Genomic DNA, 23,122 nt, shown 5'->3' with positions numbered 1-23,122 from the left:
ACACGGGTCAGCTTTCGGCCAGCTCCACGCGTTCGCGTGTGGCCGGCGCTTTCTCCGCCTGTTCAAGTTGCATGCAACGCTCCAGGAACAGGAACATGTAGTCGTAGCTCTTGCACACGGCCTGACGCAGCTCAACCTGCAACGCCTTGGTCGGGTTCATCCCTGCCAGCGTACAGATGATTTCCAGTGCTTCCCACGGATGGGCATCGTCGTACTGGGCATGCATCTTCAACCACTTCATCGCCCGCTTGCGATCTTCCTCGGGAAAGGCCGCCGCATAGACGCCACTTGAGCAGACTACCGCCGACCACTCGCCCGTCGCCCCCTCAATCGCGTAGTTGGTCGCGGCAATCGCGACAATCAGCGAGTCTGAAGAACTGGTGTGCCAACACCAATGACTCAGTGCGTGCAGTTCCGGGGCAACATCCTGCGCTTGCAGATCCTCCAGGCTCACACCATGAGCACGGCTCCAGTGCACCCAGTAATCAGCGTGGTTGAGTTCCACACGGATATTTCGCATCAACCAGCGACGCGCCATGTCCTCGCCGGGATGGCGGGCAAAACGGGTCTTGGTCAGATTTTGTGCCATATATAACGCGAACTGTTCGACCACTGGCCAACCACCAATAAGGTAGTGGCGCATGGTCTTGGCGCTGAGCTTGTTATCGCGCATGCGCTTGTACAATTCATGTTCGACAACCCGGCGCTTACTCTCGCTGCAATCCTGGATGAGCTGTTGAGCCCAGGCGGGATAACTTGCAGCTTCCATGAGTGGTCCGGTTCGGTTGAATGTGTCGATCACTGTCGGGTTCCTTTTGATTGTGATTGTAAGGATCAGCAAGAGATTTCAACGGAACGTACCAGGTGCCTTGAACAACAAAGGCTGCGGCCTGGCGGGACGACTTTGCAAACTGTCGCAGGTAAACAGATGCGGACGTTCGATCACATATCCTTGAGCATAATCCACCCCGATCTCCAGCAGCGCCTGCTCAATCTGGGGTGTCTCGACAAACTCCGCAATCGTACGCTTACCCATGACATGACCGATGTGATTGATCACCTCGACCATGGCACGGTTAATAGGGTCGTCCAACATATCCTTAACGAAACTCCCGTCAATCTTCAAGAAGTCTACAGGCAAATGTTTCAAGTAGGCGAATGAGGACATCCCGGCACAAAAGTCATCCAGTGAAAAATGACACCCTAAACCTTTGAGTTCATTGATAAATTTAATTGCACTGCCAAGATTTGAAATCGCACTGGTTTCCGTGATTTCAAAACAAATCATTTCAGGCGGTATCGAGTGAGCTACAAATTGTTCACGCAAGAAGTCGAGAAATGCCTCGTCTCCAATAGTGGTGCCTGACAGATTGATCGCACACATTGCCAGTGGACCCTGGTGTTTTTCGGCAATGCATTGGGCGATGATCTTGAACACGTTCTGCACGACCCATCGATCCAGCGAGGTCATCAAACCATAACGTTCTGCCGCTGGGATGAAGCTGTCGGGCAGGATCATACGCCCGGATTCGTCGTGCAAACGCAGGAGAATTTCGATGTGCCCCGAGCCCTGTTCGACATTCCCGAGTGGCGCGATTTCCTGCGCATACAGGCAGAATCGATCTTCTTCCAGCGCCATGTGCAATCGCTGCACCCAGGCCATCTCGCCAAAGCGCAAAGACAACTCCGAGTCGTCTGCGTGGTAGACCTGCACCCGGTTGCGGCCTTTCTCCTTGGCCATGTAGCACGCCATGTCGGCCGCCCGCAACGAAGTTTCGAGGGTGGTTGGCTGCTGATTGACGTGCACCAGCCCGACGCTGACGGTGGTGACGAAAGGTCGGCCTTTCCAGACAAAATGCAGGTTTTGCACGGTCTGGCGCAGACTCTCGGCGATTTTCTCGGCCGCTTCCGGTGCACAGTTTTCCAGGAGGATGCCGAACTCGTCGCCACCCAAACGGGCCAGGGTATCGCCCTCGCGCAGGCCCGACTGCAGCAACGCGCAAATATGGCGCAGCAATTCATCGCCCGCCGCATGACCACAGGTGTCATTGACCAGTTTAAATTGATCAAGGTCGAGGAACATCAGCGCATGGCGCCCGCCCTGTCGTGACAGATTGTGCAGCGCCTGTTCGAGGCGATATTCGAATTCGCGACGGTTGGCCAAACCGGTCAACGCGTCATGCGTTGCCTGCCAGGAAAGGTTGGCAATGTACTGTCGCTCCTGGGTCATGTCGTGCAACACCAGTACGGTACCGCTGACCTTGCCCGCGTTGCGGATCGGCGCACCCACCAGCGTGACCGACACCGTGCTGCCGTCCAGCCGTTGAATCAATTTGGAATGTTCACTGGCGCCGCTCAATTGCCCACTCAAAATGTGTTCGATCAGGGTGAAGCCTTCAGCCTGCGCATTTTCGTCCAGCAGATTGAACAACGACGCCAAGGGCAATCCTGCGGCCTGTTCGGCCTTCCAGTGGGTGAGCGCCTCGGCCGCCGGGTTCATGTAAGCAATGGCGCCTTCGACATCCGTGGTGATCACCCCATCGCCGATGGATTGCAGAGTGATTTGCGCACGGTCTTTTTCCAGCTGCAACGCCTCCGCGAAGGCATGCCGCTGCCTGAGCAGCTTATGCGTGCGCATCAGGGCCAAAACAATCAGGCCCAGCGCTGTGGCCAGGTTGGTCACCAGCAGCAAGCGCAGGATCATCCGCGAACCTTCGCCCAGCGCATCACTGAAAGCTTTGGCCGCCGGCGTCACGCCATCATTGATGACAAAAATCTGGTCTTTCCAGCGCTTGATATCGCGATCGGTGGCAGCGCTTGCGGCGATGCTGCGGTGCATTTCTGCGGCCACATCATCCAGCCGAACCAGATAGCTGTCACCCACCGTCCACAGGTCGATGGCTTTTTCGAGGTAACTGAAATGACGGAAGTTGAGGTATAGCCAGATCACGCTGGAAACGTCGTCCGGGTGGTTGCCGCCCTTGAGGACGGCCTGGCGCGCCGCTTCGATGTCTGGCGGCTGCTGGTCCAGTGCAACGCGCAACTCGTGACCACCTTGCGGCACGGCTATCGCATTACGGTATTTGTTGAAGATGCTCTCGTCGCGACTGTCGGCGTAGAGATTCAGGTAATAGATGGCGTCTTTCTGGCCCTTGGACCAAAGACTTTCACCAGCAACGTAACCGCGCACCGCGGAAAGAACGTACAGGCTGACACCACCCAGCAGGGCCTGAAACAGCACTACGGCGATAAATGGCCAGACAATACCGAGCAACCGGGGCGTTCCGAGTGTCCGCGTTTGTTTCATGAGGTCCCTTGTTTTAGCACTGCCAGATCAGCATCCAACGTGATCGCTACAGCTAGACTAGGGGGCGTTCTCGATCCCGGCAAGCGAGAAGCCTCGAGCTGTGAACAAGCGCATGTAAATAACTGTTTTCAGTGAAGTGCTGACCCACGCACTGGCAAACAGTTCCTCCGTTCACTCGCCCTGAAGTGCGGCTCAATGCTGCTGCAGATGCCCATAGAGTTTGGCGTACAAGCCGCCATCGGCAATCAGTTGCTGATGGTCGCCATCCTCGGCGATTTGCCCGCCGTCAAAGACCAGCACGCGGTCGGCCTGCTTCACCGCAGACAAGCGGTGCGCAATGATCAGAGTCGTGCGGTTGCTGAGGAACCGCGCCAAGGCCTGGTGCAGGTTGTATTCGGTGGCGGCATCCAGCGCCGAGGTTGCCTCGTCGAGAATCACCACTTTCGGTTCGGCCAGCACCATGCGCGCGATCGCCAGCCGCTGGCGCTGGCCCCCGGACAAACGCACCCCGGAGCGACCGACGATGCTGTCGAGGCCATTGGGCAGTTCCCGCACCGTGGCGTGCAACTGAGCGATTTCAAGCGCTTGCCAGCAGGCATCGTCGGTCCGCTCGCGGCCCATGGTCAGGTTGGCGCGAATGGTGTCGTTGAACAGTGCCGGATGTTGCAGAACCACGGCGACGTTTTCGCGAACAGTGGGCAAGCCGATCTCCTGCTGGGTTGATCCGCCAAAGCGAATCGTCCCCGCGAGCGGCGTGTACAGGCCCAGCAGCAATTGCACCAGCGTGCTCTTGCCGCCACCGCTGGCACCGACCACGGCGACCTTTTCGCCGGGGGCGATCGAGAGGTTCATCTGGTTCAGCACCAACTCCTCGCCATAACCGAAGCTCAAGCCCTGCACTTCAATGCCCACGGTTTCACGGCCCTTGAACGGGTCGACGCCACCGGCGTATTCCGGCTCATCGGCGCGGGCCAGCAGCTCGTTGATCCGCGACAGCGCGCCACCGGCAGCGTAGTAAGCGTATTGCAGGTTCAACAGCTGTTCGACCGGACCGATCATGAACCACAGGTAGCTGAACACCGCGAGCATCTGGCCGATCGACAGGTCGGAAAACAGCACCGTGAGCATGGCGGCAGCACGAAAAATGTCTATACCGAACTGGAACAACAAGCCGCTCGCCCGGTTCGACGCATCGGTTTTCCACTGCGAATTCACCGCGTAATCGCGCACTTCCCGAGCGCGGTGCCCGAGCCGCCCGAGAAAAAACCCCTGGCGATTGCCGGCGCGCACTTCCTGGATCGAGTCGAGGGTTTCGGTCAAGGCCTGCGTGAAGCGCGAGGTGCTGTCGTTCTCGAGTTTTTTCAGGTGTTTGACCCGTTTGCCCAACTGCACCGTGGCGTAAATCACCAGCGGGTTGAACAGCAGAATCAGCAGCGCGAGCTTCCAGTGCATCCACATCAGAATGCCCGAGGTGCCGACCAGGGTCAGCATGGCCACCAGGAAGCGGCTGAGGGTCTCGCCGACAAATTTGTCCAGGGTGTCGAGGTCGGTGACCAGGTGCGTGGTCACCGTGCCGCTGCCCAGGCTTTCGTATTCACCTAGGGAAATACGCTTGAGCCGTTCGATCAGCCGCACACGAATGCGGTAGACGATGTCCTTGGCCAGGGCCGCAAACAACCGCGCCTGCACCACGTTGAAGAGCAACGCGGCACAACGCAGACAGAGCGTCACCAGCAGCATCAGGCCGATGTAGCCGGCTGCTTTCTGCCAGGCGTCCGGCAGTGCATGGTTCATGATTTTCAGGGCGGAATCGCCGTGCCCCAGTAGCACTTCGTCGACCAGCAACGGCAGCAGCAAGGGAATCGGCACGCTGCACAGCGTCGCCAGCACAGCGACGCCGTTGGCGATCCAGAGGGATTTTTTATGCTGCAGGGCCAGACGACGAATTTCGGCCCAGCTCAATCGATCAACACGCTCGGGCGCTGCTGCGTCTGCCAGCGAGTCAGGCACAGGCGGCACGCTCCAGCCAACGGCCGAGCAACGGCGACAACACACTCAGCGGCTGGTAGCCATTGGTCAACAGCGCCAACTGGCCGTCACGCTCGGCGAGCAGGGTTGGAAAACCGGCGATGCCCAGATCCTGCACCCAGGTGAAATCGGCAGCGGTTGCCGCGTGCTGATCTACACGGTCAAACGCCGCGGCAAATTCGATGCGGGGCAGACCGGCCTGTTCCGCGAGCTCCACCAGCACACTGGCTTGGGTAACATCGCGACCTTCTGCGTAGAACGCATGCTGGATCAACCCGAGCAGTTTCCACGCGCAATCCGGCGCCAGGCTGCGCGCCGTGACCAGCGCACGGCAGGCCGGCTCAGTGTCGTAGACAAAACCCTCGGGCAACGCCCCTTCACGCTTGAACGGTTGACCGGTGGCTTCGTTCACCGCCAGCCAGTGTTCGAGAATGTAGCGCCGAGTGGTCGGCTCCAGCGCCGCGCCACTGCCGGTGCGCAACCCCCCGACCACCAGATGCAATTCCACCCCCGCCGCGTGCGCCTGTTCGACCAGCGCGTTGGCCACCGGCGCAAAGCCCCAGCACCAGGAACACATCGGGTCCATCACATAGAGCAAGCGGCGAGCAGACATGGTTCAAGCCTCGGTAGGAGTTTGCTTGTAGTTGTAGCCGATCGGGTGAGGCAGGTTGCGTGCCTTGGCCAGCTCGATCTGCTTTTGCCGGTCGATGGCACTGCGGCGGGTTTTCTCGCTCAGCGTATCCCAGCAATGCGGGCAACTGATGCCGGCGACGTAATGCTCGGACGTGCGGTCTTCAACGCTCACCGGTGTGCGACAGGCATGACATTGATCGTAGTCGCCTTCGCTGAGGTCGTGGCGCACGGTGACGCGGTTATCGAAGACAAAGCAGTCGCCCTGCCACTTGGTTTCTTCCTGCGGCACCTCTTCGAGGTATTTCAGAATGCCGCCCTTGAGGTGATACACCTCATCGAAACCCTGACTGAGCATATAGCTCGAGGCTTTTTCACAGCGAATGCCACCGGTGCAGAACATCGCGACTTTCTTGTGCACGGCCGGGTCGAAGTTGGCTTTGATGTAGTCAGGGAATTCGCGAAAACTGGTCGTCTTCGGATCGACGGCGCCCTCGAAGGTGCCGATCGAAACTTCGTAGTCGTTGCGGGTGTCGATCAGCAGTACTTCAGGATCGCTGATCAGCGCGTTCCAGTTCTGCGGATCGACGTAGGTGCCGACCGTTTTGTTAGGGTCTACGCCTTCGACGCCGAGGGTGACGATTTCTTTTTTCAGTTTGACCTTGGTGCGATAGAACGGCTGGTCGTCACAGTACGACTCTTTATGGTCGATGTCGTCCATGCGAGGATCGTTCTTGAGCCAGGCCATCAGCCCGTCGATGCCTTCACGGCTGCCGGAAACGGTGCCGTTGATGCCTTCTTCGGCAATCAGCAAAGTGCCTTTGATGCCGTTGTCGACCATCGCCTGCAACAGCGGCTCGCGCATTTCGACGTAGTTTTCCAGAGTGACGAACTTATACAGTGCCGCCACGACAATCTGTTGTGTCATGGGTGATTCTCCAGGTGGCTACCCTCGTAAGGGGTGAACCGGATGCGAAAAAAAACGCGCCGGGTAAGCGGCGCGTTGCGGATTCTAGCAAAAATCGTGTGGGATTAGGACTGCCGATCTTAAAGCTTGGCACTATCGACTGTGGTGAGGGGGCTTGCCCCCGTTGGGCTGCGAAGCGGCCCTTAAAATATCAGCTTCGCCGTGGAGTGACGGGGAAGCCGATTATCGAGTTTACGACTGCTGCGCAGCCGAACGGGGGCAAGCCCCCTCGCCACAACAGCCCACTCGCCACAAACAGCCTTTATCCATCACATCAATGCTTGCTACCGCCAGCACAGGTCGGCGAGGCCGGGGCCGTTTCGATCTGTGCCCATTCCTCTGGCGTGTAGGTATGCAACGCCAACGCATGGAACTCGCCCATCAGCTCGCCGAGCGTGCCATATACTTTCTGGTGCCGCTTGACACGATTGAGCCCTTCAAACTGCCGGCTGACCACCACAGCCTTGTAGTGGGTCTGCAACCCACGACTGTGCATGTGGCTTTCATCCAGCACTTGCAGGTGCTCGGGCTGTAACAGGCCCAGCGTAGATTCGATGCGTTGTTGCATGGTCATACCAGACTCCGCTTACGGCTTTTTCTTGGCAGGAGCGGCGCCTTTAGGCTCCAGCTCGGCTGTCATGTCGGCCAGCAGTTTGTTGACCACAGGTACCGCACTTTCCAGTTTGGCCTGGGTCATCTGGGCCGATTGCTGCGTCAGCTGCGGCATTTTTTCCAGGACTTTCTTGCCCAGGGGCGACTGGTAGAACGCAACCAGATCCTTGAGCTCGGATTCGCTGAAGTTGGTGGTGTAGAGCTTGACCATGTCCGGCTTCAGTTTTTTCCAGCCGATGGCCTGGTCCAGAGCGGCGTTAGCCTTGGCCTGGTAGGTTTCCAGCAGAGCCTTTTTCGACTCCGGAGCTTTGGTTTGTTCAAAGCGCTGAGCGAACATTTGCTGCACTTGCATGTACACCGGCGTGCCCAGTTTGTCAGCGTGAGCCAGGGTCAGGAAAGCCTCGGCACTGGCGTTGTGGCTGGCGGTATCGGCAAAAACAGGGCCGCTGGCGCAAACCAGTGCAACCGCGGTACAGATGGCACGAAGACGAGTCATCGAGTTTCCTTTTCTAGCAGGCGAGGTAAGACCCCAAGGGCGCCCATTCTGCGCCTAAAAAAGAGTGTCACTCAACCCCAAGCCTTGTCGCACCTGAATTAGAGGGGTTGAATGGTCAGAATCCAGACCGATGGAACCACGGCCGGTGATCACGGCCTAAACTGCGCAATCAGACCTACAGGAGTGTGCACGATGAGCCGTATTGAAACCGACAGCCTTGGCCAGGTGGAAGTCTCGGATGAAGCCTATTGGGGCGCTCAGACGCAACGCTCGCTGGTCAATTTCGCCATCGGCGAAGAGCGCATGCCGCTGCCGGTGCTGCATGCGCTGGCGCTGATCAAAAAAGCCGCAGCGCGCGTCAACGACCGCAACGGCGACCTCCCCGCCGATATCGCCCGGCTGATCGAACAGGCCGCTGACGAGGTGCTCGCAGGCAGTCACGACGACCAGTTTCCGCTGGTGGTCTGGCAGACCGGCAGCGGCACCCAGAGCAACATGAACGTCAACGAAGTGATCGCCGGCCGCGCCAACGAACTGGCCGGCAGCCCGCGCGGCGGTAAGGTGCCGGTGCATCCCAACGATCACGTCAACCGTTCGCAGAGTTCCAACGACTGCTTCCCTACTGCCATGCACATCGCGACCGCCCAGGCGATTCAGCAGCATCTGCTGCCGGCGATCAACGAATTGTCCGGCGGGCTCGCCGAGCTCTCGGCGCGCCATATGAAGCTGGTCAAGACCGGCCGCACGCACATGATGGACGCGACGCCGATCACCTTCGGCCAGGAGCTCTCGGCTTTTATAGCGCAACTGGATTACGCCGAGCGGGCGATCCGCAGCGCCTTGCCAGCGGTCTGCGAACTGGCACAGGGCGGCACCGCTGTCGGCACCGGCCTGAATTCGCCACACGGTTTTGGCGAAGCGATTGCCGCCGAGCTGGCCGCCCTCTCCGGTCTGCCCTTTGTGACTGCACCAAACAAGTTTGCCGCGCTGGCCGGGCACGAGCCGTTGACCACGTTATCCGGCGCGCTGAAAACCCTGGCTGTGACCCTGATGAAAATTGCCAACGACCTGCGTTTGCTCGGCTCCGGGCCTCGCGCAGGTTTCGCCGAGGTGAAACTGCCGGCCAACGAACCGGGCAGTTCGATCATGCCCGGCAAGGTCAATCCGACTCAATGCGAAGCGCTGTCAATGCTCGCTTGCCAGGTATTGGGCAACGACGTGGCAATCGGTTTTGCGGCGAGTCAGGGTCACTTGCAGTTGAACGTGTTCAAACCGGTGATCATCTACAACCTGCTGCAATCGATCCGCCTGCTGGGCGACGGCTGCAGTAACTTCCACCAGCATTGCATCGCCGGCCTGGAGCCGGACGCGCAGAAAATGGCGGAACACCTGGAACGTGGGTTGATGCTGGTGACCGCGCTGAATCCGCACATCGGTTACGACAAGTCGGCGGAGATTGCCAAGAAGGCTTATGCCGAGGGGCTGACATTGCGCGAAGCCGCGTTGCAGCTGGGGTACCTGACCGACGCAGAGTTCGATCAGTGGGTGCGCCCGGAGAACATGATTGAGGCGGGTGCCAAGGGTTAAGGTTTGTAGCGACCAATAGTCAGTCATCGCGAGCAGGCTCACTCCCACAATGAATGGTTCACTCGGATCTAATGTGGGAGTGAACCTGCTCGCGATAAACGACGACGCGGTCTAACCCGCCGCCATCCGCGCCTTCCGAGACCGCAGCCCCGCAATCAGCGACGGCCCCAACGCCACCAGCGCCGACCCCAATACCACCAGCACCGCACCGCCGTAGCCCAGCGCATTGATCGTCTCGGCGTGGACAAACTCGGGCCACAACCAGGCAGCCACGGCCACCGCCGCAAACGTCACCAGCGGCGTAATCGCCAGCGTCGCACTCACTCGCGATGCTTCCCAGTGTGCCAACGCTTCGGCAAAGGCGCCATAAGCGATCAGCGTATTCATGCAGCACGCCAGCAACAGCCAGCCTTGCAACGGGCTCAATTGCAGCGCTTCCAGTGGATGCACCCACGGCGTCAGCAACAAGCCGCAGAACAGGTAGATCACCATCATCACCTGCAGCGAATTCCACACCGTCAGCAACTGCTTCTGGCCCAAGGCGTAGAACGTCCAGACGGTGGACGCCAGCAACACCAGCAGCACGCCGGCGGTGTAATCGGTCAGCGAGGTCAGCAGTTCGGCGAGGCGCTGATTGAAGAACAACCCGAAGCCGATCAGCAACACCAGCAGCCCTACGCCCTGCCCCACGCTGAAGCGTTCCTTGAACACGAACAGACTGGCGATCAGCAACATGATCGGGCCCATCTGCACCACGAGTTGCGCGGTGCCGGGGCTCAGCAGGTTCAAGCCCATCAGGTACAACACGTAGTTGCCAACCAGGCCGAGCACGGCCATCAGCACCAGCCAGCCTCCGCGAGGGCCGAGCACTTTGCGACTGGGCAGGCGCCTGGTTGCCGCCAGATAAACGAAAAGGCACAGGCCGGACACCATTAAACGAAACCATGTCACCGTCACCGGGTCCATCACTTGCAGGACTTGCTTGAGCTTGATCGGCAGGATTCCCCATAGCAATGCGGTCAGCAAGGCCAGGAACAGACCGTAAACCCAGCGACCTGATGAAATGTGCATGCGTACCCCGAACCCGTTGCGAAAGTCGTCATTCTAGGCGCACAGCATCGCGACACACAGGGACAGTTGGCGACCGGGCGCGGATAAAACTGTGCAGGTCGCAAGGGTGAGGTGGCGATGTGCCGTCGATCTGGTACGCGGGCAAGGGAATTCTTTTGTGCATAAGCTCATTTGATCCACCGACAGGAACACCTTCAAGGAGACCGCCATGTATGGCATGCGAGCCCAGGATAATGCCCCCGCCACGTACTTTCGCAGTGAGCGGATGTGTCGTGTGAACGGAGAGTTGTACTTCTGCACACGGGAAAATACGTTGGAGGGGCCATACGCAAACGCCGAGGTGGCGGCGCGGGAGATTCAGGCTTACATCGAGCGCATGCAGAAGTTGAGTGCCGATTCGTCGAACGCGGCGCAGCCTTCGTCGGAAGGCCACCCGCAAAATCCGACGAAGACAGCGATAAAACCTGCAGAAACTGCAGAACCTAGCGCACGGCCTCAAACAACCCGGTAGCGCCCATCCCGCCGCCGACGCACATGGTCACGATGCCGTAACGCAAGTTACGCCGCTGCAGCTCCCGGACGAGATGCCCAACCTGACGCGACCCGGTCATACCGAACGGGTGGCCGATGGAAATCGAGCCGCCGTTGACGTTGTATCTTTCGTTGTCGATCTGCAGCCGGTCACGGCTGTACTGGCACTGCGAGGCAAACGCTTCGTTGAGTTCCCACAGGTCGATGTCGGCAACTTGCAGACCTTTTGCCTTGAGCAGTTTTGGCACCGAAAATACCGGGCCGATGCCCATTTCATCCGGCTCGCAACCGGCCACGGTGAAACCACGGAAAAACGCCTTCGGCTTGAGGCCCAGCTCCAGCGCTTTTTCCAGGCTCATCACCAGGGTCATCGACGCGCCATCGGACAGTTGCGATGAATTGCCAGCGGTTACCGAGCCGTCTTCGGCAAACACCGGTTTCAAACCGGCCAGGCTTTCCAGCGTGGTGTCGGGACGATTGCAGTCGTCACGCTCAACAATGCCGTCGAGGATTTGCACTTGGCCGGTGGCCTTGTCCTCCACGCGATACTTCACCGTCATTGGCACGATTTCATCATCGAACAAACCGTCGGCCTGGGCCCGCGCGGTGCGTTGCTGACTTTGCAGCGCATACGCGTCCTGCTCTTGGCGGCTGACGTTATAGCGGCGCGCTACGATTTCGGCCGTCTGCCCCATCGGAAAGTAGATGCCGGGCACCTGTTCTTTCAGCAAGGGGTTGATCAGGTTGTCAGTGTTGACGCTTTTCATGGTCAGGCTGATGGACTCAACGCCGCCGGCGACAATGATGTCGCTGCAGCCCGAAGCAATCTGGTTGGCGGCAATCGCAATCGCCTGCAGGCCCGATGAACAGAAGCGGTTGAGGGTCATGCCGGCGGTGCCGATGCCCAGCTGCGACAGCACCGCGACGTTGCGACCGATGTTGTAGCCCTGAGCACCTTCGTTGGAACCGGCGCCGACAATGCAGTCCTCGACGCTGGCGGGGTCGATCCCAGTGCGCGCCAGCAAGGCATTGACGCAATGCGCCGCCATGTCGTCCGGACGGGTCATGTTGAATTTGCCGCGAAAGGATTTGGCCAGGCCGGTCCGTACGCTGTCGACGATCACCACTTCACGCATGGCATACCTCAGTGTTGTTATCGGTTGGGGGTGACCGAGCATATGCTCACCCCATTACCGACCGCGACGATCATTCACTTCGCGTATGCGTGACCATCGTTTCACTTCTTGTGCTTCTTCGCCTCTTTGTCGGATTTCTCGAACGCTTCTTCCAAGGCAAGGTTAATGGTGCGCAACACTTTGACTCGCGCCCATCGTTTGTCATTCGCTTCCACCAGTGTCCACGGGGAGATTTCGGTGCTGGTGCGATCCACCATGTCACCGACGGCGGCCCGGTAGGCGTCCCATTTTTCGCGATTGCGCCAGTCGTCTTCAGTGATCTTGAAGCGTTTGAAGGGGATCTCTTTGCGCTCCTCGAACCGGTCCAGCTGCGTTTGTTTGTCGATGGACAGCCAGAACTTGACCACGATCACCCCGGCGTCGGTGATCTGCTCTTCGAAGTCGTTGATCTCGCTGTAGGCGCGCAACCAGTCGGCCGGGCTGCAAAAACCTTCGATACGTTCGACCAGTACCCGGCCATACCAGGAGCGGTCGAACACGGTGAATTTCTGCCGCGCCGGCAGGTGTCGCCAGAAGCGCCACATGTACGGATGCGCCCGCTCTTCTTCGGTCGGCGCGGCGATCGGGATGATGCTGTATTGCCGAGGATCGAGCGCTGCAGCAACCCGACGAATTGCCCCGCCCTTGCCCGCCGCGTCATTGCCTTCGAACACGGCGATCAAGGCGTGGCGTCGCATGCGTTTGTCGCGCATCAAGCCGGAAAGTCGAGCCTGTTCGGTCACCAGCTGCTCTTCGTAATCGCTCTTGTCCAGACGCAGGTTCAGGTCGAGGCTGTCGAGCAAATTGACCTGGTCCACTGCGATGCCCACGGGCGCCGCGCTGACTTTTTCCGGATGAATTTTCGGCCGTTTCAAAGCGGCTTGCAGGCCATCGAGCAGGATCTTGCCGACCGCGAGGCTGCGATAACGCGGGTCCATCCCGGCGATGACATGCCACGGCGCGTAGTCGCGGCTGGTGCGGCGCAGGATGCGTTCCCCGTATTTCACGAACTTGTCGTAAGTCTGCGACTGCTGCCAGTCCAGCGGGCTGATGCGCCAGCTGTGCAGTGGGTCGTCGGCGAGGGATTTGAGCCGTGCCTTCATCTGCTTCTTCGAGAGATGAAACCAGAACTTGAAGATCAGTGCGCCTTCATCGCAGAGCATCTTTTCCAGACGCTCGGCGCCGTTAATGGCCTGATCCAGCCGCGGGTCCTTGATCTCACCGTGAACCCGCGCCTGCAGCATCTGGCTGTACCAGTTGCCGAAGAACACACCCATGCGCCCCTTGGCCGGGAGCATCCGCCAGTAACGCCAGGCCGGTGGGCGCGCCAGTTCTTCGTCGGTTTGCTGATCGAAGGTGCGTACTTCGATCAGGCGCGGGTCCATCCACTCGTTAAGCAGCTTGACCGTTTCGCCCTTGCCCGCGCCCTCGATGCCGTTGATCAAAATGATCACCGGAAAACGTTTTTGCTGTTGCAGCTCGAACTGCGCATCCAGCAAGGCTTCGCGCAGCGCCGGCACTTCGGCTTCGTAGGTTTCTTTATCGATGACGTGACCGATTTCAGCAGATTCGAACATGGACGGCTCCTTTCCCGGATTCAGCAAGACTAGCGGATCAGACCATGACGCGGGAGAGTAATCCCTTCCACTTCAACACCCACCCCCGTAGCAGCTGCCGAAGGCTGCGTCCGGGTGCGCAGCGCCCGCCATATCAGCCTTATCAAAATACGCGAACCGAGAAGAGCGACCGCTGCGCGGTCGGACGCAGCCTTCGGCAGCTGCTACAAGGTTGGCGCTCAGGCCAGGAGCGATCGGCTAGAATAGCCGCCTTGCCGTTGCCGAGCCTGCCATGAAACCTGTATTGCCCCACGCCCAGCTCGACTGGGACGACCAAGGTCTGCCGCGTTCGCGAGTGTTCGACGATGTGTATTTTTCGGACAAGTCGGGCCTTGATGAAACCCGCTACGTGTTCCTGGAACAGAACAATCTGCGTGAACGCTTTGCGGCATTGCCGGAGGGCGGACGGCTGGTGATCGGCGAAACCGGGTTCGGCACCGGATTGAATTTTCTCTGCGCCTGGCAGTTGTTCGAGCAGCACGCGGTGGCGGGTGCGCGGTTGCATTTTGTCAGTGTCGAGAAGTACCCGCTGAGCCTGCCGGACCTGCAACGCGCTTTGGCGCTGTGGCCGGAACTGCAGGCTTTTGCCGATCAATTGCTGGCGATTTACGTGGCCGTCCATCAAGGCTTCCAGCGGCTGACACTGGCCAACGGTCGAGTCACGCTGACCCTGTTGATCGGCGATGCGCTGGAGCAGTTGCCACAACTCGATGCGCACATTGACGCGTGGTTTCTCGACGGTTTTGCGCCGGCGAAAAACCCCGACATGTGGACTGCCGACTTGTTTGCCGAACTCGCGCGTCTGGCGGGGCCCGGCTCGACCATCAGCACGTTCACCAGCACCGGTTGGGTACGACGCCTGCTGAATGCAGCCGGCTTCAAGATGAAACGCACCCCGGGCATCGGTCACAAGTGGGAAATCCTGCGCGGCACGTTCCTCGGCTGGCCCGAAGACGCTGCGCCAGCGGCGACCGTAAAACCGTGGTTCGCGCGTCCGCCTGCTTTCACCGGCGAACGTCGTGCGCTGGTCATCGGCGCGGGGCTGGCCGGTTGCGCCACGGCCGCGAGCCTGGCTGCGCGCGGTTGGCAGGTCAGCCTGCTGGAGAGGCACACGGCGCTGGCACAAGAAGCGTCGGGCAATCCGCAGGGCGTGTTGTACCTCAAGCTGTCCGCGCATGGCACGGCGTTGTCGCAGTTGATCGTCAGCGGCTTTGGTTATACGCGTCGGCTGCTCGAGCAGTTGCACCGAGGGGTCGACTGGGAGGGTTGCGGCGTGCTGCAACTGGCGTTCAATGGCAAGGAAGCCGAGCGGCAGGCGCAACTGGCGGTGGCGTTTGCGGCGGATCTGCTGCACGTCGTCGATCGAGAGCAGGCCGAAACCCATGCCGGTATCGGCCTGGCCTCGGGCGGCCTGTTCTATCCGGAAGGCGGTTGGGTGCACCCGCCCGCGCTCTGCCAGTTGCAGGCCAGCCAGCCAAACATTCGCATTCTGACGCACCACGACGTGCTGCACTTGCAACGCATCGATGGGCAGTGGCAAGCACTGGCTGGCGACACAGTGTTGGCCGAGGCGCCGGTCGTGGTCCTGGCCGGCGCTGCCGAGATCAAACGCTTCCCTTGCAGCAGCGAGTTGCCGCTCAAGCGCATTCGCGGACAGATCACCCGGTTGCCGCAGACCACTCAAAGCCAGGCGTTGAGCACCGTGGTCTGCGCCGAAGGCTACGTCGCACCGGCGCGCCTGGGCGAACATACCCTCGGCGCCAGTTTTGATTTCAACAACGATGACCTCACCCCCACGGCCGCCGAGCATGCCGGCAACCTGCAGATGCTCGAAGAGATTTCCGCCGACCTGGTAACCCGACTCGGTGCAGACAAGCTGCACGTTGAAACGCTGGAGGGCCGCGCCGCGTTCCGTTGCACCAGCCCGGACTACTTGCCGATTGTCGGCCCACTGGCAGACACCCCGGCCTTTGCCGAGGCCTACAGTGCCCTGAACAAGGATGCCCGACAGATTCCGGACATTCCCTGCCCCTGGCTTGAGGGGATGTACGTCAACAGTGGCCACGGCTCGCGCGGTTTGATCACCGCTCCCTTGTCAGGCGAATTGCTCGCCGCCTGGCTGGATGATGAACCCTTGCCATTGCCAAGAGCCGTGGCCGAAGCGTGTCATCCGAACCGCTTTGCCTTGCGCCGCTTGATTCGCGGCAAGGCCTGAAGCCTTCAATCGAAGGCGAAGCAGGTTTTCGCGTCGTTGGCTTTCAAGGCTTCATCGGTCAGGCGTTTCACTAAAGCATCAGCGGCCTTCTGGTGCTTTTGCCTGACGGCGGTGACGGCCGGATTTTCGCCGCCCGCCGGCATTTCCTTCTCCAGGGCTGTCTCCATCTCTTCGTGGAAAGGTTCGTCCATCCTGGAGAACTGCGTGGTGTGACGCTTGCGTAAAAACTCCTCCCAGAAATCGCGCTTGCTGATCGACTTCACAAAATCGGAGGTCAGTTCTGCGTTGAGGACTTTGTTGTAGGCAGTGTCGAGGTCGGTTGATTTCACCCCACCCAACGAGGCGAAGCGCATATGCCGGGGTTGGCCGACCAGCTCGAGTTTTTCCGCGAGACCGGTGCGATAGGCCAACGTCACTTCCACTGGATCCAGCTTGGGGTCTGCCTTGGCTTTCGCTGCCGCGAGCTCGTCGAGATAATCCAGGCGAAACAGACTTCGGCCGAGACTCAACAGACGGGCCGCTTCATCATGAACATTGGCAGATTCCCGAACCGCGGCCTCTCTGTACACCCTCATTTCCAGATTGCTGAAAATTAGCGCAGCGGAATCATCGCAATTGGCTTTCACCGCCATCGGCAGCAATTCGTCACGCAAAGCCGCGTCAGCCTGGGCCGCATCAATCACGCTCCATACCCGGCGCTTCATGTCTTCATGGCCGTAACGGTTGTCCGCGGTACTGCCCACTTCGGACAGTGTCCGGAACAAACCGTCGGAGCCGGGTTCGTTTTTCAACGCCGTCCAGGTTGCGTCACGCTTGGCGTAGTTTTCCTCACGCGAGTCAGGCATCCAGAGATCTCGAGCCTTTTGCTCGGTGAGAACCGTAATGTCATTGACCGCAAACCCCATTCCAATCCCTGTCCTGCTTCGGTAGGCCACGAGCTTTGCCTGACTCGCCGCGGACAAAGGGTTATGCCGCAGATTGAGTTTGTCGGTGAAATCTGCCGATGCATTAAACAACCAGTCGGGTAACTCGCGGATCTCGTTACGCTCCAGGTTAACGACGTCCAGATACGGTAATCGCGCAAGGCCGACCGGCAGTTCGGTAGCGTGCGTATCTGCCAGATACAGCAACTGCAAATCGAGCATCCTACTGACATCTACAGTCGCCCCCAAGCGGTTACCAGTGAGCCCCAGGGTTTTCAGATTGCGCATGTCAGACAGCTTGCGCAGCGTGTGTTCGGTCAATGCAATCTTGTTTCCATCCAGTCTCAAGTGTTCAAGATCAGACATGTGTGACAGCGCTTCGGGCAGGCGGGTTAGCTGATTGTTATCGAGTTCAAGCCTGACCAGCCCTTTGAACGGCTTGAGGAAATACGCCAGCTCGTCGCCAGCGTTCATATTTTTGATTGAGAGGGTGCGCACATGAGCAACGTCCTGTTCGCTTAATGTCGGGAGAGCGCCGCAAGGATTACGCTCCAGCCTGAGGGTGGTGTAGGCCTGATCCTGTGGCCAGCGCGGAGGCTTGACCCGGCGCCAGCAGTTCTCGATGGCGTTCGCCACCTGACGCCGGCTGACGCGCAGATCATTAAGCGTCCCGGGGAGTTTCTTCATTTGCGCCTCATCGTCGCGCCAGGCGTGCAGCGCCCCACGCAATGTCTTCCACTGCAGCTGCAACTCCTTAATGCGATTCGCGCGCAACCGGTCGGTGGTGCCGGCGGCATCCAGAAAAGCCGAAACCTCAGCGTCGGAGTACAGCGGGTAGAGTTTGCGGACCTTGCGGGTCAGGCCCTTTGCATAGGTGTTGGCAACGGGTGAATCAGCTTGAATGCAGCGAGACAAATGCTCCGGCGCTTCGCTGTGCTCCCCGCGCAATACCCTCGTGGTGCGCGCCGGGTCGGCAGCTGCCACGGCGACCAGCCGTTCGCGCAGCAGAACGGTGTCGAAGTGATCGGCACCGGATAAACCCATTCGGGTGCGCTGGCTCCCGGACAGGAGGTGGGGAATCGCTTCCAAGAGAGTTTTGCTGTTTTTGGTGGTAACCAATGTGCCAGCGAGCTGAGTGACCTGGTAACCGCTGGACGTTTTGACGATCACCGCACTCTGTGGTGCACCGGTTTTGCCGACGCTGTCGAGCAACGTCCCGGTCGGTACATCCTGCCGAACCTCGAGGCGCAATCCATCGTCCCAACCCTGCACTCGATCCAACAGCCGCAGCGCCAGAGTGTCGGTGTCGGCATTAGCCAGCTCTGGCAGCTGCAAGCCAGTCAGCGCGCGGTCGAGTCGCAACCCGGCTTGCGCTGCGCTGACCTGCCCAAACAAGTCAAAACCCAACAGCTTGCGATCCCTGAGGAACAGGCGATCACGGACCGAGGCATTTTCCAGCAGCTCTTGCGCCACACGAGTGGGAAGGTCCGCCGCGTGCTCGCGTAATGTCGCAACATCTCCGGTAGCCACGCCATCATGTTGTTTGTACAGCCAGTCATGCAGTGGTTGGCGATCGGCCTTGAGGGTGGTGGCTATTTTCTGCCCCAGAAGCAGCGATTTTGATTCCTTGGTTGTGGCGCCAATCAGGCCTTTGACTTCTTTCGAGGAGAGACCACTGATCACCGTATCAAGCAGCTGACCCGCGTCCAGTTGTGCCTGGGAAACGGCGACGCCGTTGACGTTATCCTCGGTCGCTGTCTGCGGATAGCGGGCCTTGACCAACCCTTTGTCATCGCGAATTTCAATGAAGCGGTCGGTAGGCCAGTTGGGCAATCGTGGCAATGTGTGCAGCTGTTCAGGGATGAAATCCGTGCTGGAGGTCTCCCCGGCTTCCATCGCTTTAATCAGCCCGTTGATTTTTTCATTGAGTCGGTAGCGCTCGACACAGTCATTAAATCGCGACGGCAGTTTGAGGTTGCTGTCGTGCAGTCGGTAAAGATCAGTCGGCGTCATCCCGCTGATGTGCGCAAGCTGAGTCAACCGGCTGGTCGGAATGTCGCGCAGACGCGGCGCCGTGCGTTTCAAGGCATACGCGCTGTCCAGCCATTCGAGGGAATGCTCATGTATATGGCGCCAGCCGCCTTCGACGTTGCGTTCCAGTGGGGGCTGGAACGCGTCAGGACGCAAAGGATGCTTGATTCGCCAGTGTTGACTGGCCGCATCCTTCACAACATTGTAAGTGGCACCGTCCATGAGGATTGAGGTGCGCACGCCGTCGATGTGAATGCCTTGTGCATCTGCATGCGCGGCGCCTGAGGGCGATAATTGCGCGTACGGCTGCGGGTCAGGCTTCCATAATCGTGACGAGCCGTCTGCCTTTTTGACCGCTTCGAAACCGTCGAAAAACGCGGTCTGCTCTTTGCCGAAGCGGTTCCAGGCACCGGTCACTGCAGTTCCGGCGGCCGCAAACGCCGCCATTTGCGCAACGCTCTCCACCACGTTCAACAGATGCGACAGCGCCTTGTGCCGCTCGCCATGCGTCCAGTCCTCAACCCCTTCATAGACTTCACCGGCGATCTGGACGACAGCTACTGCAGCCAGCACCTGGCCGAGCACAGGCACGAAAAATGACGCCGCATTCAATAACGAGAGCCCGCCATCCAGCAGCTGCTTCAGGGTCTTTTCCCGTTGTGCTTCGTCGACATCTGCAGTCGAAACTGCAAGTACTTGGGCATCCTTCTGAGCTCTGCTGATAAAGGCGCTGAAGAAAAAGTCCGAGGGGCACGTGCTGGGCGTGGCGGTGAGTACGCCTAATGTCTTGTCTTCATCAAACGCTGTGAAAAAGTCAGTTTTATCGTGACCCGGCAGGTATTGCTCCGTGAAGTTTTTTCGATAGCTGGCGACTTGCAGCTTGAGCGTCAAATAGACCTTGAAATCTTCCAGCGAGGCGTATTCATAAACCGGTCGGCGCGGTTCGTTCGGCATGTAAACGATGCATTTGGCCTTCGGCTCACTGTCGATGGAAACCTTGCTGAACACCAGCGCGCCACAGATGCACGCATCGTGGATCATCAAGCCTTGCCAGATCACCGGCCCGCCATCGAAAACCGTCTCCTTGAGATCGGCGGCCGGAACATCCTGTTCGATGATGCTTAGCAGGGTCTTGTAGGCGTCAGCGCTGATGTCTTTCTTCAGGTAGGCAACGTGAACATCGACCTGCATGTCCAGCAACTTCAGGCTGCGAATGTCAGCGGCAGTGGCACGCTCATCCACCGGGGCATCGGGTGCGGGCTTGGCCGGTAGCGCAAAAATCTGGTCGATATGACGCTGGTAGCCGGAACCCAGATCAAGCTCACGGCACAACGCGGCAAATTTCACCGGGCTCAGCTCTGCGCCGGTCTGGGCGACCGCAGCAATCACTAACGTTGACTCCTTGGGCATCCCGCCGCTTTTGGCCTGCGCATCGGTGAAGTTATCCATGGCAGCATGCAGCAGACTTCGCGACACGGTCTCCTCTTTTGTTACGTAGCCGACCGGAAACAGGCCCGTCGTTGAAATCGTCTTTTTTATGAAGTTCAGTGAGTCCCGTTCGACGTCGACGTCCAGCTTCCATTTTTCTTTGAGCAGCTTGGTCAGTTTCTCTTTGCAGAACTGATCCAGTGGCTTGAGCCGGTTGAGCACTGCTACAGCTTTAGAGTAAGTAACCGCACTCTGCGTCGCGGCGGACTTGAGTGCCTGAACGGTCTTCAGGTCCCCATCAGTCAGCCACGCGGGCATCGATTTCTGCAGCACTTCAGCTTTATCCAGATCGGCTGTGTGCTCCAGGTAAATATCAGCATTTGAAACGGCGGTGACTGGCACATCCACAGCCGGTTTCTTAGGGGTAGAGCTCATCTGCAATATCCTTATTGCATTGGGGAGTGGTCAGTCTATGGCGACTGAAAAATGATTGATAATTCGAATATCGGGTCGTGATCGGGGCCGATTGACCTATAACCCGCATAGATCAAATCATTATTTACCGCACTCGAAAATGTGGTGTGTGCTCCCAGTGCTGGCCGCGCTATGCAGTACGCTTATTACTTATCGATCTAAAACTCCCACGCCCACACCGGGTCAGTTTCTGAGTACCTGCGTTTTTTGACGCCGAATTGAACGACCCTCCCCAACGGAAAAACCGGTAAGGACTTTATGTGTGGATTAGCTGGCGAGTTACGCTTTGATCATCAACCTGCGGACCTTGCAGCCGTTGAACGAATCACCCATCACCTGGCACCGCGCGGCCCTGACGCGTGGGGCTTTCATGCCCAAGGGCCGATTGCCCTGGGCCATCGCCGCCTGAAAATCATGGACCTGTCGGATGGCTCCGCTCAACCGATGGTCGACAACCAATCGGGTTTGTCTCTGGCTTTCAACGGCGCGATCTATAACTTCCCCGAGTTGCGCACCGAGCTGGAAAGCCTCGGTTATGCCTTCTATTCCGGTGGCGACACCGAAGTGCTGCTCAAGGGTTATCACGCCTGGGGCGAAGCCTTGTTGCCAAAGCTGAACGGTATGTTTGCGTTCGCAATCTGGGATCGCGATGCCAAGCGTCTGTTCATTGCCCGCGACCGTCTTGGTGTCAAACCGCTGTACCTGTCGCGCACCGACCAGCGACTTCGCTTCGCCTCGGCACTGCCAGCGCTGCTCAAGGGTGGCGACATCAACCCGATCCTCGATCCGGTCGCGCTCAACCATTACCTGAATTTTCACGCTGTGGTCCCTGCGCCGCGCACCCTGCTAGCGGGCATCGAAAAGCTGCCCCCTGCAACCTGGATGCGTGTAGACGCCGATGGCACCACCGAGCAGAAAACCTGGTGGACCCTGCCCTACGGCCCGAACGCCGACGAGATGAACCTGACGCTCGAAGACTGGCGTGACCGTGTGCTCGACAGCACGCGCGACGCGGTGGCGATTCGTCAGCGTGCAGCCGTTGATGTCGGCGTGCTGCTGTCGGGTGGTGTGGATTCGAGCATGTTGGTTGGTCTGCTGCGTGAAGTCGGCGTGGAAAACCTGTCGACCTTTTCCATCGGTTTCCAGGATGCCGGCGGCGAGCGCGGTGACGAATTCCAGTATTCGGACTTGATTGCCAAGCATTACAACACCCAGCACCACCAATTGCGCATCGACGAAAAAGAGATCATCGAGCAATTGCCAGCGGCCTTCCGCGCGATGAGCGAGCCGATGGTCAGCCACGATTGCATCGCGTTTTACCTGCTGTCGCGGGAAGTCGCCAAGCACTGCAAAGTGGTGCAAAGCGGCCAGGGCGCCGACGAACTGTTTGCCGGTTACCACTGGTACCCGCAAGTCGATGGCGCTGCTGATCCTTATGCCGCGTATCGCGATGCGTTCTTCGACCGCAGCTACGACGACTACGCCGCCACCGTGCAGCCAAAATGGCTGACCGCCAATGACGCCGCCGGCGACTTCGTCAAAGAACATTTCGCCCAGCCCGGTGCCGATGCGGCGGTGGACAAGGCGTTGCGCCTGGACAGCACGGTGATGCTGGTCGATGACCCGGTCAAACGTGTCGACAACATGACCATGGCCTGGGGCCTGGAAGCGCGCACACCGTTCCTCGACTATCGCCTGGTGGAATTGTCGGCGCGGGTGCCGGGCAAATTCAAACTGCCGGACGGTGGCAAGCAAGTGCTCAAAGAAGCCGCTCGGCTGGTGATACCGAGCGAAGTGATCGACCGAAAAAAAGGTTACTTTCCGGTGCCGGGTCTCAAGCATTTGCAGGGCGATACGCTGAACTGGGTGCGCGAGCTGCTGCTCGATCCAAGTCAGGATCGCGGTCTGTTCCAGCCGGCCATGCTCGACCGTCTGCTGACTGATCCACAAGGCCAGTTGACGCCGCTGCGCGGTTCCAAGCTGTGGCAACTGGCTGCGCTGAACCTGTGGCTCAGCGAACAAGGAATCTGA

The 23,122-nt window shown here is 59.2% G+C and carries 14 protein-coding genes and 1 pseudogene; 4 read left to right on the top strand and 11 right to left on the bottom strand.

Going from position 1 to position 23,122, the window contains the following annotated elements:
- Positions 1–7 precede the first annotated feature (7 nt).
- The 7 genes from DU29_RS0104595 to DU29_RS0104565 form a co-directional block, all read right to left on the bottom strand.
- Complete coding sequence (locus DU29_RS0104595) at positions 8–769, bottom strand: TenA family transcriptional regulator (protein ID WP_442961278.1); 762 nt, start codon at positions 767–769, stop codon at positions 8–10.
- Between the two features lie 78 nt (positions 770–847).
- Entirely contained in the window at positions 848–3,307 is a 2,460-nt protein-coding gene (locus tag DU29_RS0104590) for an EAL domain-containing protein (RefSeq protein ID WP_028620654.1), read from the bottom strand.
- Positions 3,308–3,499: 192 nt separating this feature from the next.
- Positions 3,500–5,305 carry an ABC transporter ATP-binding protein gene (locus tag DU29_RS0104585; protein WP_161781273.1) on the bottom strand — a complete coding sequence of 602 codons (1,806 nt, stop codon included), beginning with the start codon at positions 5,303–5,305 and terminating at the stop codon, positions 3,500–3,502.
- Positions 5,306–5,309: 4 nt separating this feature from the next.
- Complete coding sequence (locus DU29_RS0104580) at positions 5,310–5,912, bottom strand: DsbA family protein (RefSeq protein WP_177326940.1); 603 nt, start codon at positions 5,910–5,912, stop codon at positions 5,310–5,312.
- Positions 5,913–5,951: 39 nt separating this feature from the next.
- The gene (gene trhO, locus DU29_RS0104575) at positions 5,952–6,893 is read right to left on the bottom strand and encodes an oxygen-dependent tRNA uridine(34) hydroxylase TrhO (RefSeq protein ID WP_028620651.1); all 942 of its coding nucleotides are present in this window, start codon (positions 6,891–6,893) and stop codon (positions 5,952–5,954) included.
- A 313-nt stretch (positions 6,894–7,206) separates the two neighbouring features.
- Entirely contained in the window at positions 7,207–7,506 is a 300-nt protein-coding gene (locus tag DU29_RS0104570; protein WP_028620650.1) for a BolA family protein, read from the bottom strand.
- 12 nt (positions 7,507–7,518) lie between these two features.
- Entirely contained in the window at positions 7,519–8,040 is a 522-nt protein-coding gene (locus tag DU29_RS0104565; protein WP_028620649.1) for a DUF2059 domain-containing protein, read from the bottom strand.
- Positions 8,041–8,232: 192 nt separating this feature from the next.
- Between DU29_RS0104565 and DU29_RS0104560 the strand changes: the two genes are divergently transcribed.
- On the top strand, positions 8,233–9,627 hold the full coding sequence (locus DU29_RS0104560; RefSeq protein WP_028620648.1) for a class II fumarate hydratase: 1,395 nt from the start codon (positions 8,233–8,235) through the stop codon (positions 9,625–9,627).
- A 111-nt stretch (positions 9,628–9,738) separates the two neighbouring features.
- Here DU29_RS0104560 and DU29_RS0104555 read toward each other — a convergent pair whose 3' ends face one another.
- The gene (locus DU29_RS0104555) at positions 9,739–10,698 is read right to left on the bottom strand and encodes a DMT family transporter (RefSeq protein WP_028620647.1); all 960 of its coding nucleotides are present in this window, start codon (positions 10,696–10,698) and stop codon (positions 9,739–9,741) included.
- Positions 10,699–10,906: 208 nt separating this feature from the next.
- On the opposite strand from DU29_RS0104555, the pseudogene DU29_RS1000000133135 reads away from it, so the two are divergent.
- Positions 10,907–11,092, top strand: a pseudogene (locus DU29_RS1000000133135) (DUF6316 family protein); the annotation flags it as partial.
- 88 nt (positions 11,093–11,180) lie between these two features.
- Here DU29_RS1000000133135 and DU29_RS0104545 read toward each other — a convergent pair.
- Entirely contained in the window at positions 11,181–12,365 is a 1,185-nt protein-coding gene (locus tag DU29_RS0104545; protein ID WP_028620646.1) for a thiolase family protein, read from the bottom strand.
- 101 nt (positions 12,366–12,466) lie between these two features.
- Complete coding sequence (gene pap, locus DU29_RS0104540) at positions 12,467–13,981, bottom strand: polyphosphate:AMP phosphotransferase (protein WP_028620645.1); 1,515 nt, start codon at positions 13,979–13,981, stop codon at positions 12,467–12,469.
- 271 nt (positions 13,982–14,252) lie between these two features.
- Between pap and mnmC the strand changes: the two genes are divergently transcribed.
- The gene (gene mnmC / locus DU29_RS0104535) at positions 14,253–16,235 is read left to right on the top strand and encodes a bifunctional tRNA (5-methylaminomethyl-2-thiouridine)(34)-methyltransferase MnmD/FAD-dependent 5-carboxymethylaminomethyl-2-thiouridine(34) oxidoreductase MnmC (RefSeq protein ID WP_028620644.1); all 1,983 of its coding nucleotides are present in this window, start codon (positions 14,253–14,255) and stop codon (positions 16,233–16,235) included.
- A gap of 5 nt (positions 16,236–16,240) precedes the next feature.
- On the opposite strand, the gene DU29_RS0104530 is transcribed toward mnmC, so the two are convergent.
- Positions 16,241–21,052, bottom strand: coding sequence for an NEL-type E3 ubiquitin ligase domain-containing protein (locus tag DU29_RS0104530; RefSeq protein ID WP_028620643.1), 4,812 nt, complete (start codon positions 21,050–21,052; stop codon positions 16,241–16,243).
- A gap of 297 nt (positions 21,053–21,349) precedes the next feature.
- Here DU29_RS0104530 and DU29_RS0104525 point away from each other — a divergent pair, with 297 nt between their 5' ends.
- Positions 21,350–23,122 carry an N-acetylglutaminylglutamine amidotransferase gene (locus DU29_RS0104525; RefSeq protein ID WP_028620642.1) on the top strand — a complete coding sequence of 591 codons (1,773 nt, stop codon included), beginning with the start codon at positions 21,350–21,352 and terminating at the stop codon, positions 23,120–23,122.

The organism is Pseudomonas sp. Ant30-3, from assembly GCF_000690905.1.
Classification (GTDB): domain Bacteria; phylum Pseudomonadota; class Gammaproteobacteria; order Pseudomonadales; family Pseudomonadaceae; genus Aquipseudomonas.
This window is presented reverse-complemented; position numbering and strand designations above follow the sequence as displayed.

Bases quoted from the DNA above. Each gene is read 5' to 3' on its own strand.
- DU29_RS0104565 (WP_028620649.1), bottom strand. From the start codon at position 8,040: ATGACTCGTCTTCGTGCCATCTGTACCGCGGTTGCACTGGTTTGCGCC.
- pap (WP_028620645.1), bottom strand. From the start codon at position 13,981: ATGTTCGAATCTGCTGAAATCGGTCACGTCATCGATAAAGAAACCTAC.
- DU29_RS0104555 (WP_028620647.1), bottom strand. From the start codon at position 10,698: ATGCACATTTCATCAGGTCGCTGGGTTTACGGTCTGTTCCTGGCCTTG.
- DU29_RS0104580 (WP_177326940.1), bottom strand. From the start codon at position 5,912: ATGTGTTCCTGGTGCTGGGGCTTTGCGCCGGTGGCCAACGCGCTGGTC.
- DU29_RS0104590 (WP_028620654.1), bottom strand. From the start codon at position 3,307: ATGAAACAAACGCGGACACTCGGAACGCCCCGGTTGCTCGGTATTGTC.
- DU29_RS0104545 (WP_028620646.1), bottom strand. From the start codon at position 12,365: ATGCGTGAAGTGGTGATCGTCGACAGCGTACGGACCGGCCTGGCCAAA.
- DU29_RS0104595 (WP_442961278.1), bottom strand. From the start codon at position 769: ATGGAAGCTGCAAGTTATCCCGCCTGGGCTCAACAGCTCATCCAGGAT.
- DU29_RS0104560 (WP_028620648.1), top strand. From the start codon at position 8,233: ATGAGCCGTATTGAAACCGACAGCCTTGGCCAGGTGGAAGTCTCGGAT.
- DU29_RS0104525 (WP_028620642.1), top strand. From the start codon at position 21,350: ATGTGTGGATTAGCTGGCGAGTTACGCTTTGATCATCAACCTGCGGAC.
- mnmC (WP_028620644.1), top strand. From the start codon at position 14,253: ATGAAACCTGTATTGCCCCACGCCCAGCTCGACTGGGACGACCAAGGT.
- trhO (WP_028620651.1), bottom strand. From the start codon at position 6,893: ATGACACAACAGATTGTCGTGGCGGCACTGTATAAGTTCGTCACTCTG.
- DU29_RS0104530 (WP_028620643.1), bottom strand. From the start codon at position 21,052: ATGAGCTCTACCCCTAAGAAACCGGCTGTGGATGTGCCAGTCACCGCC.
- DU29_RS0104570 (WP_028620650.1), bottom strand. From the start codon at position 7,506: ATGACCATGCAACAACGCATCGAATCTACGCTGGGCCTGTTACAGCCC.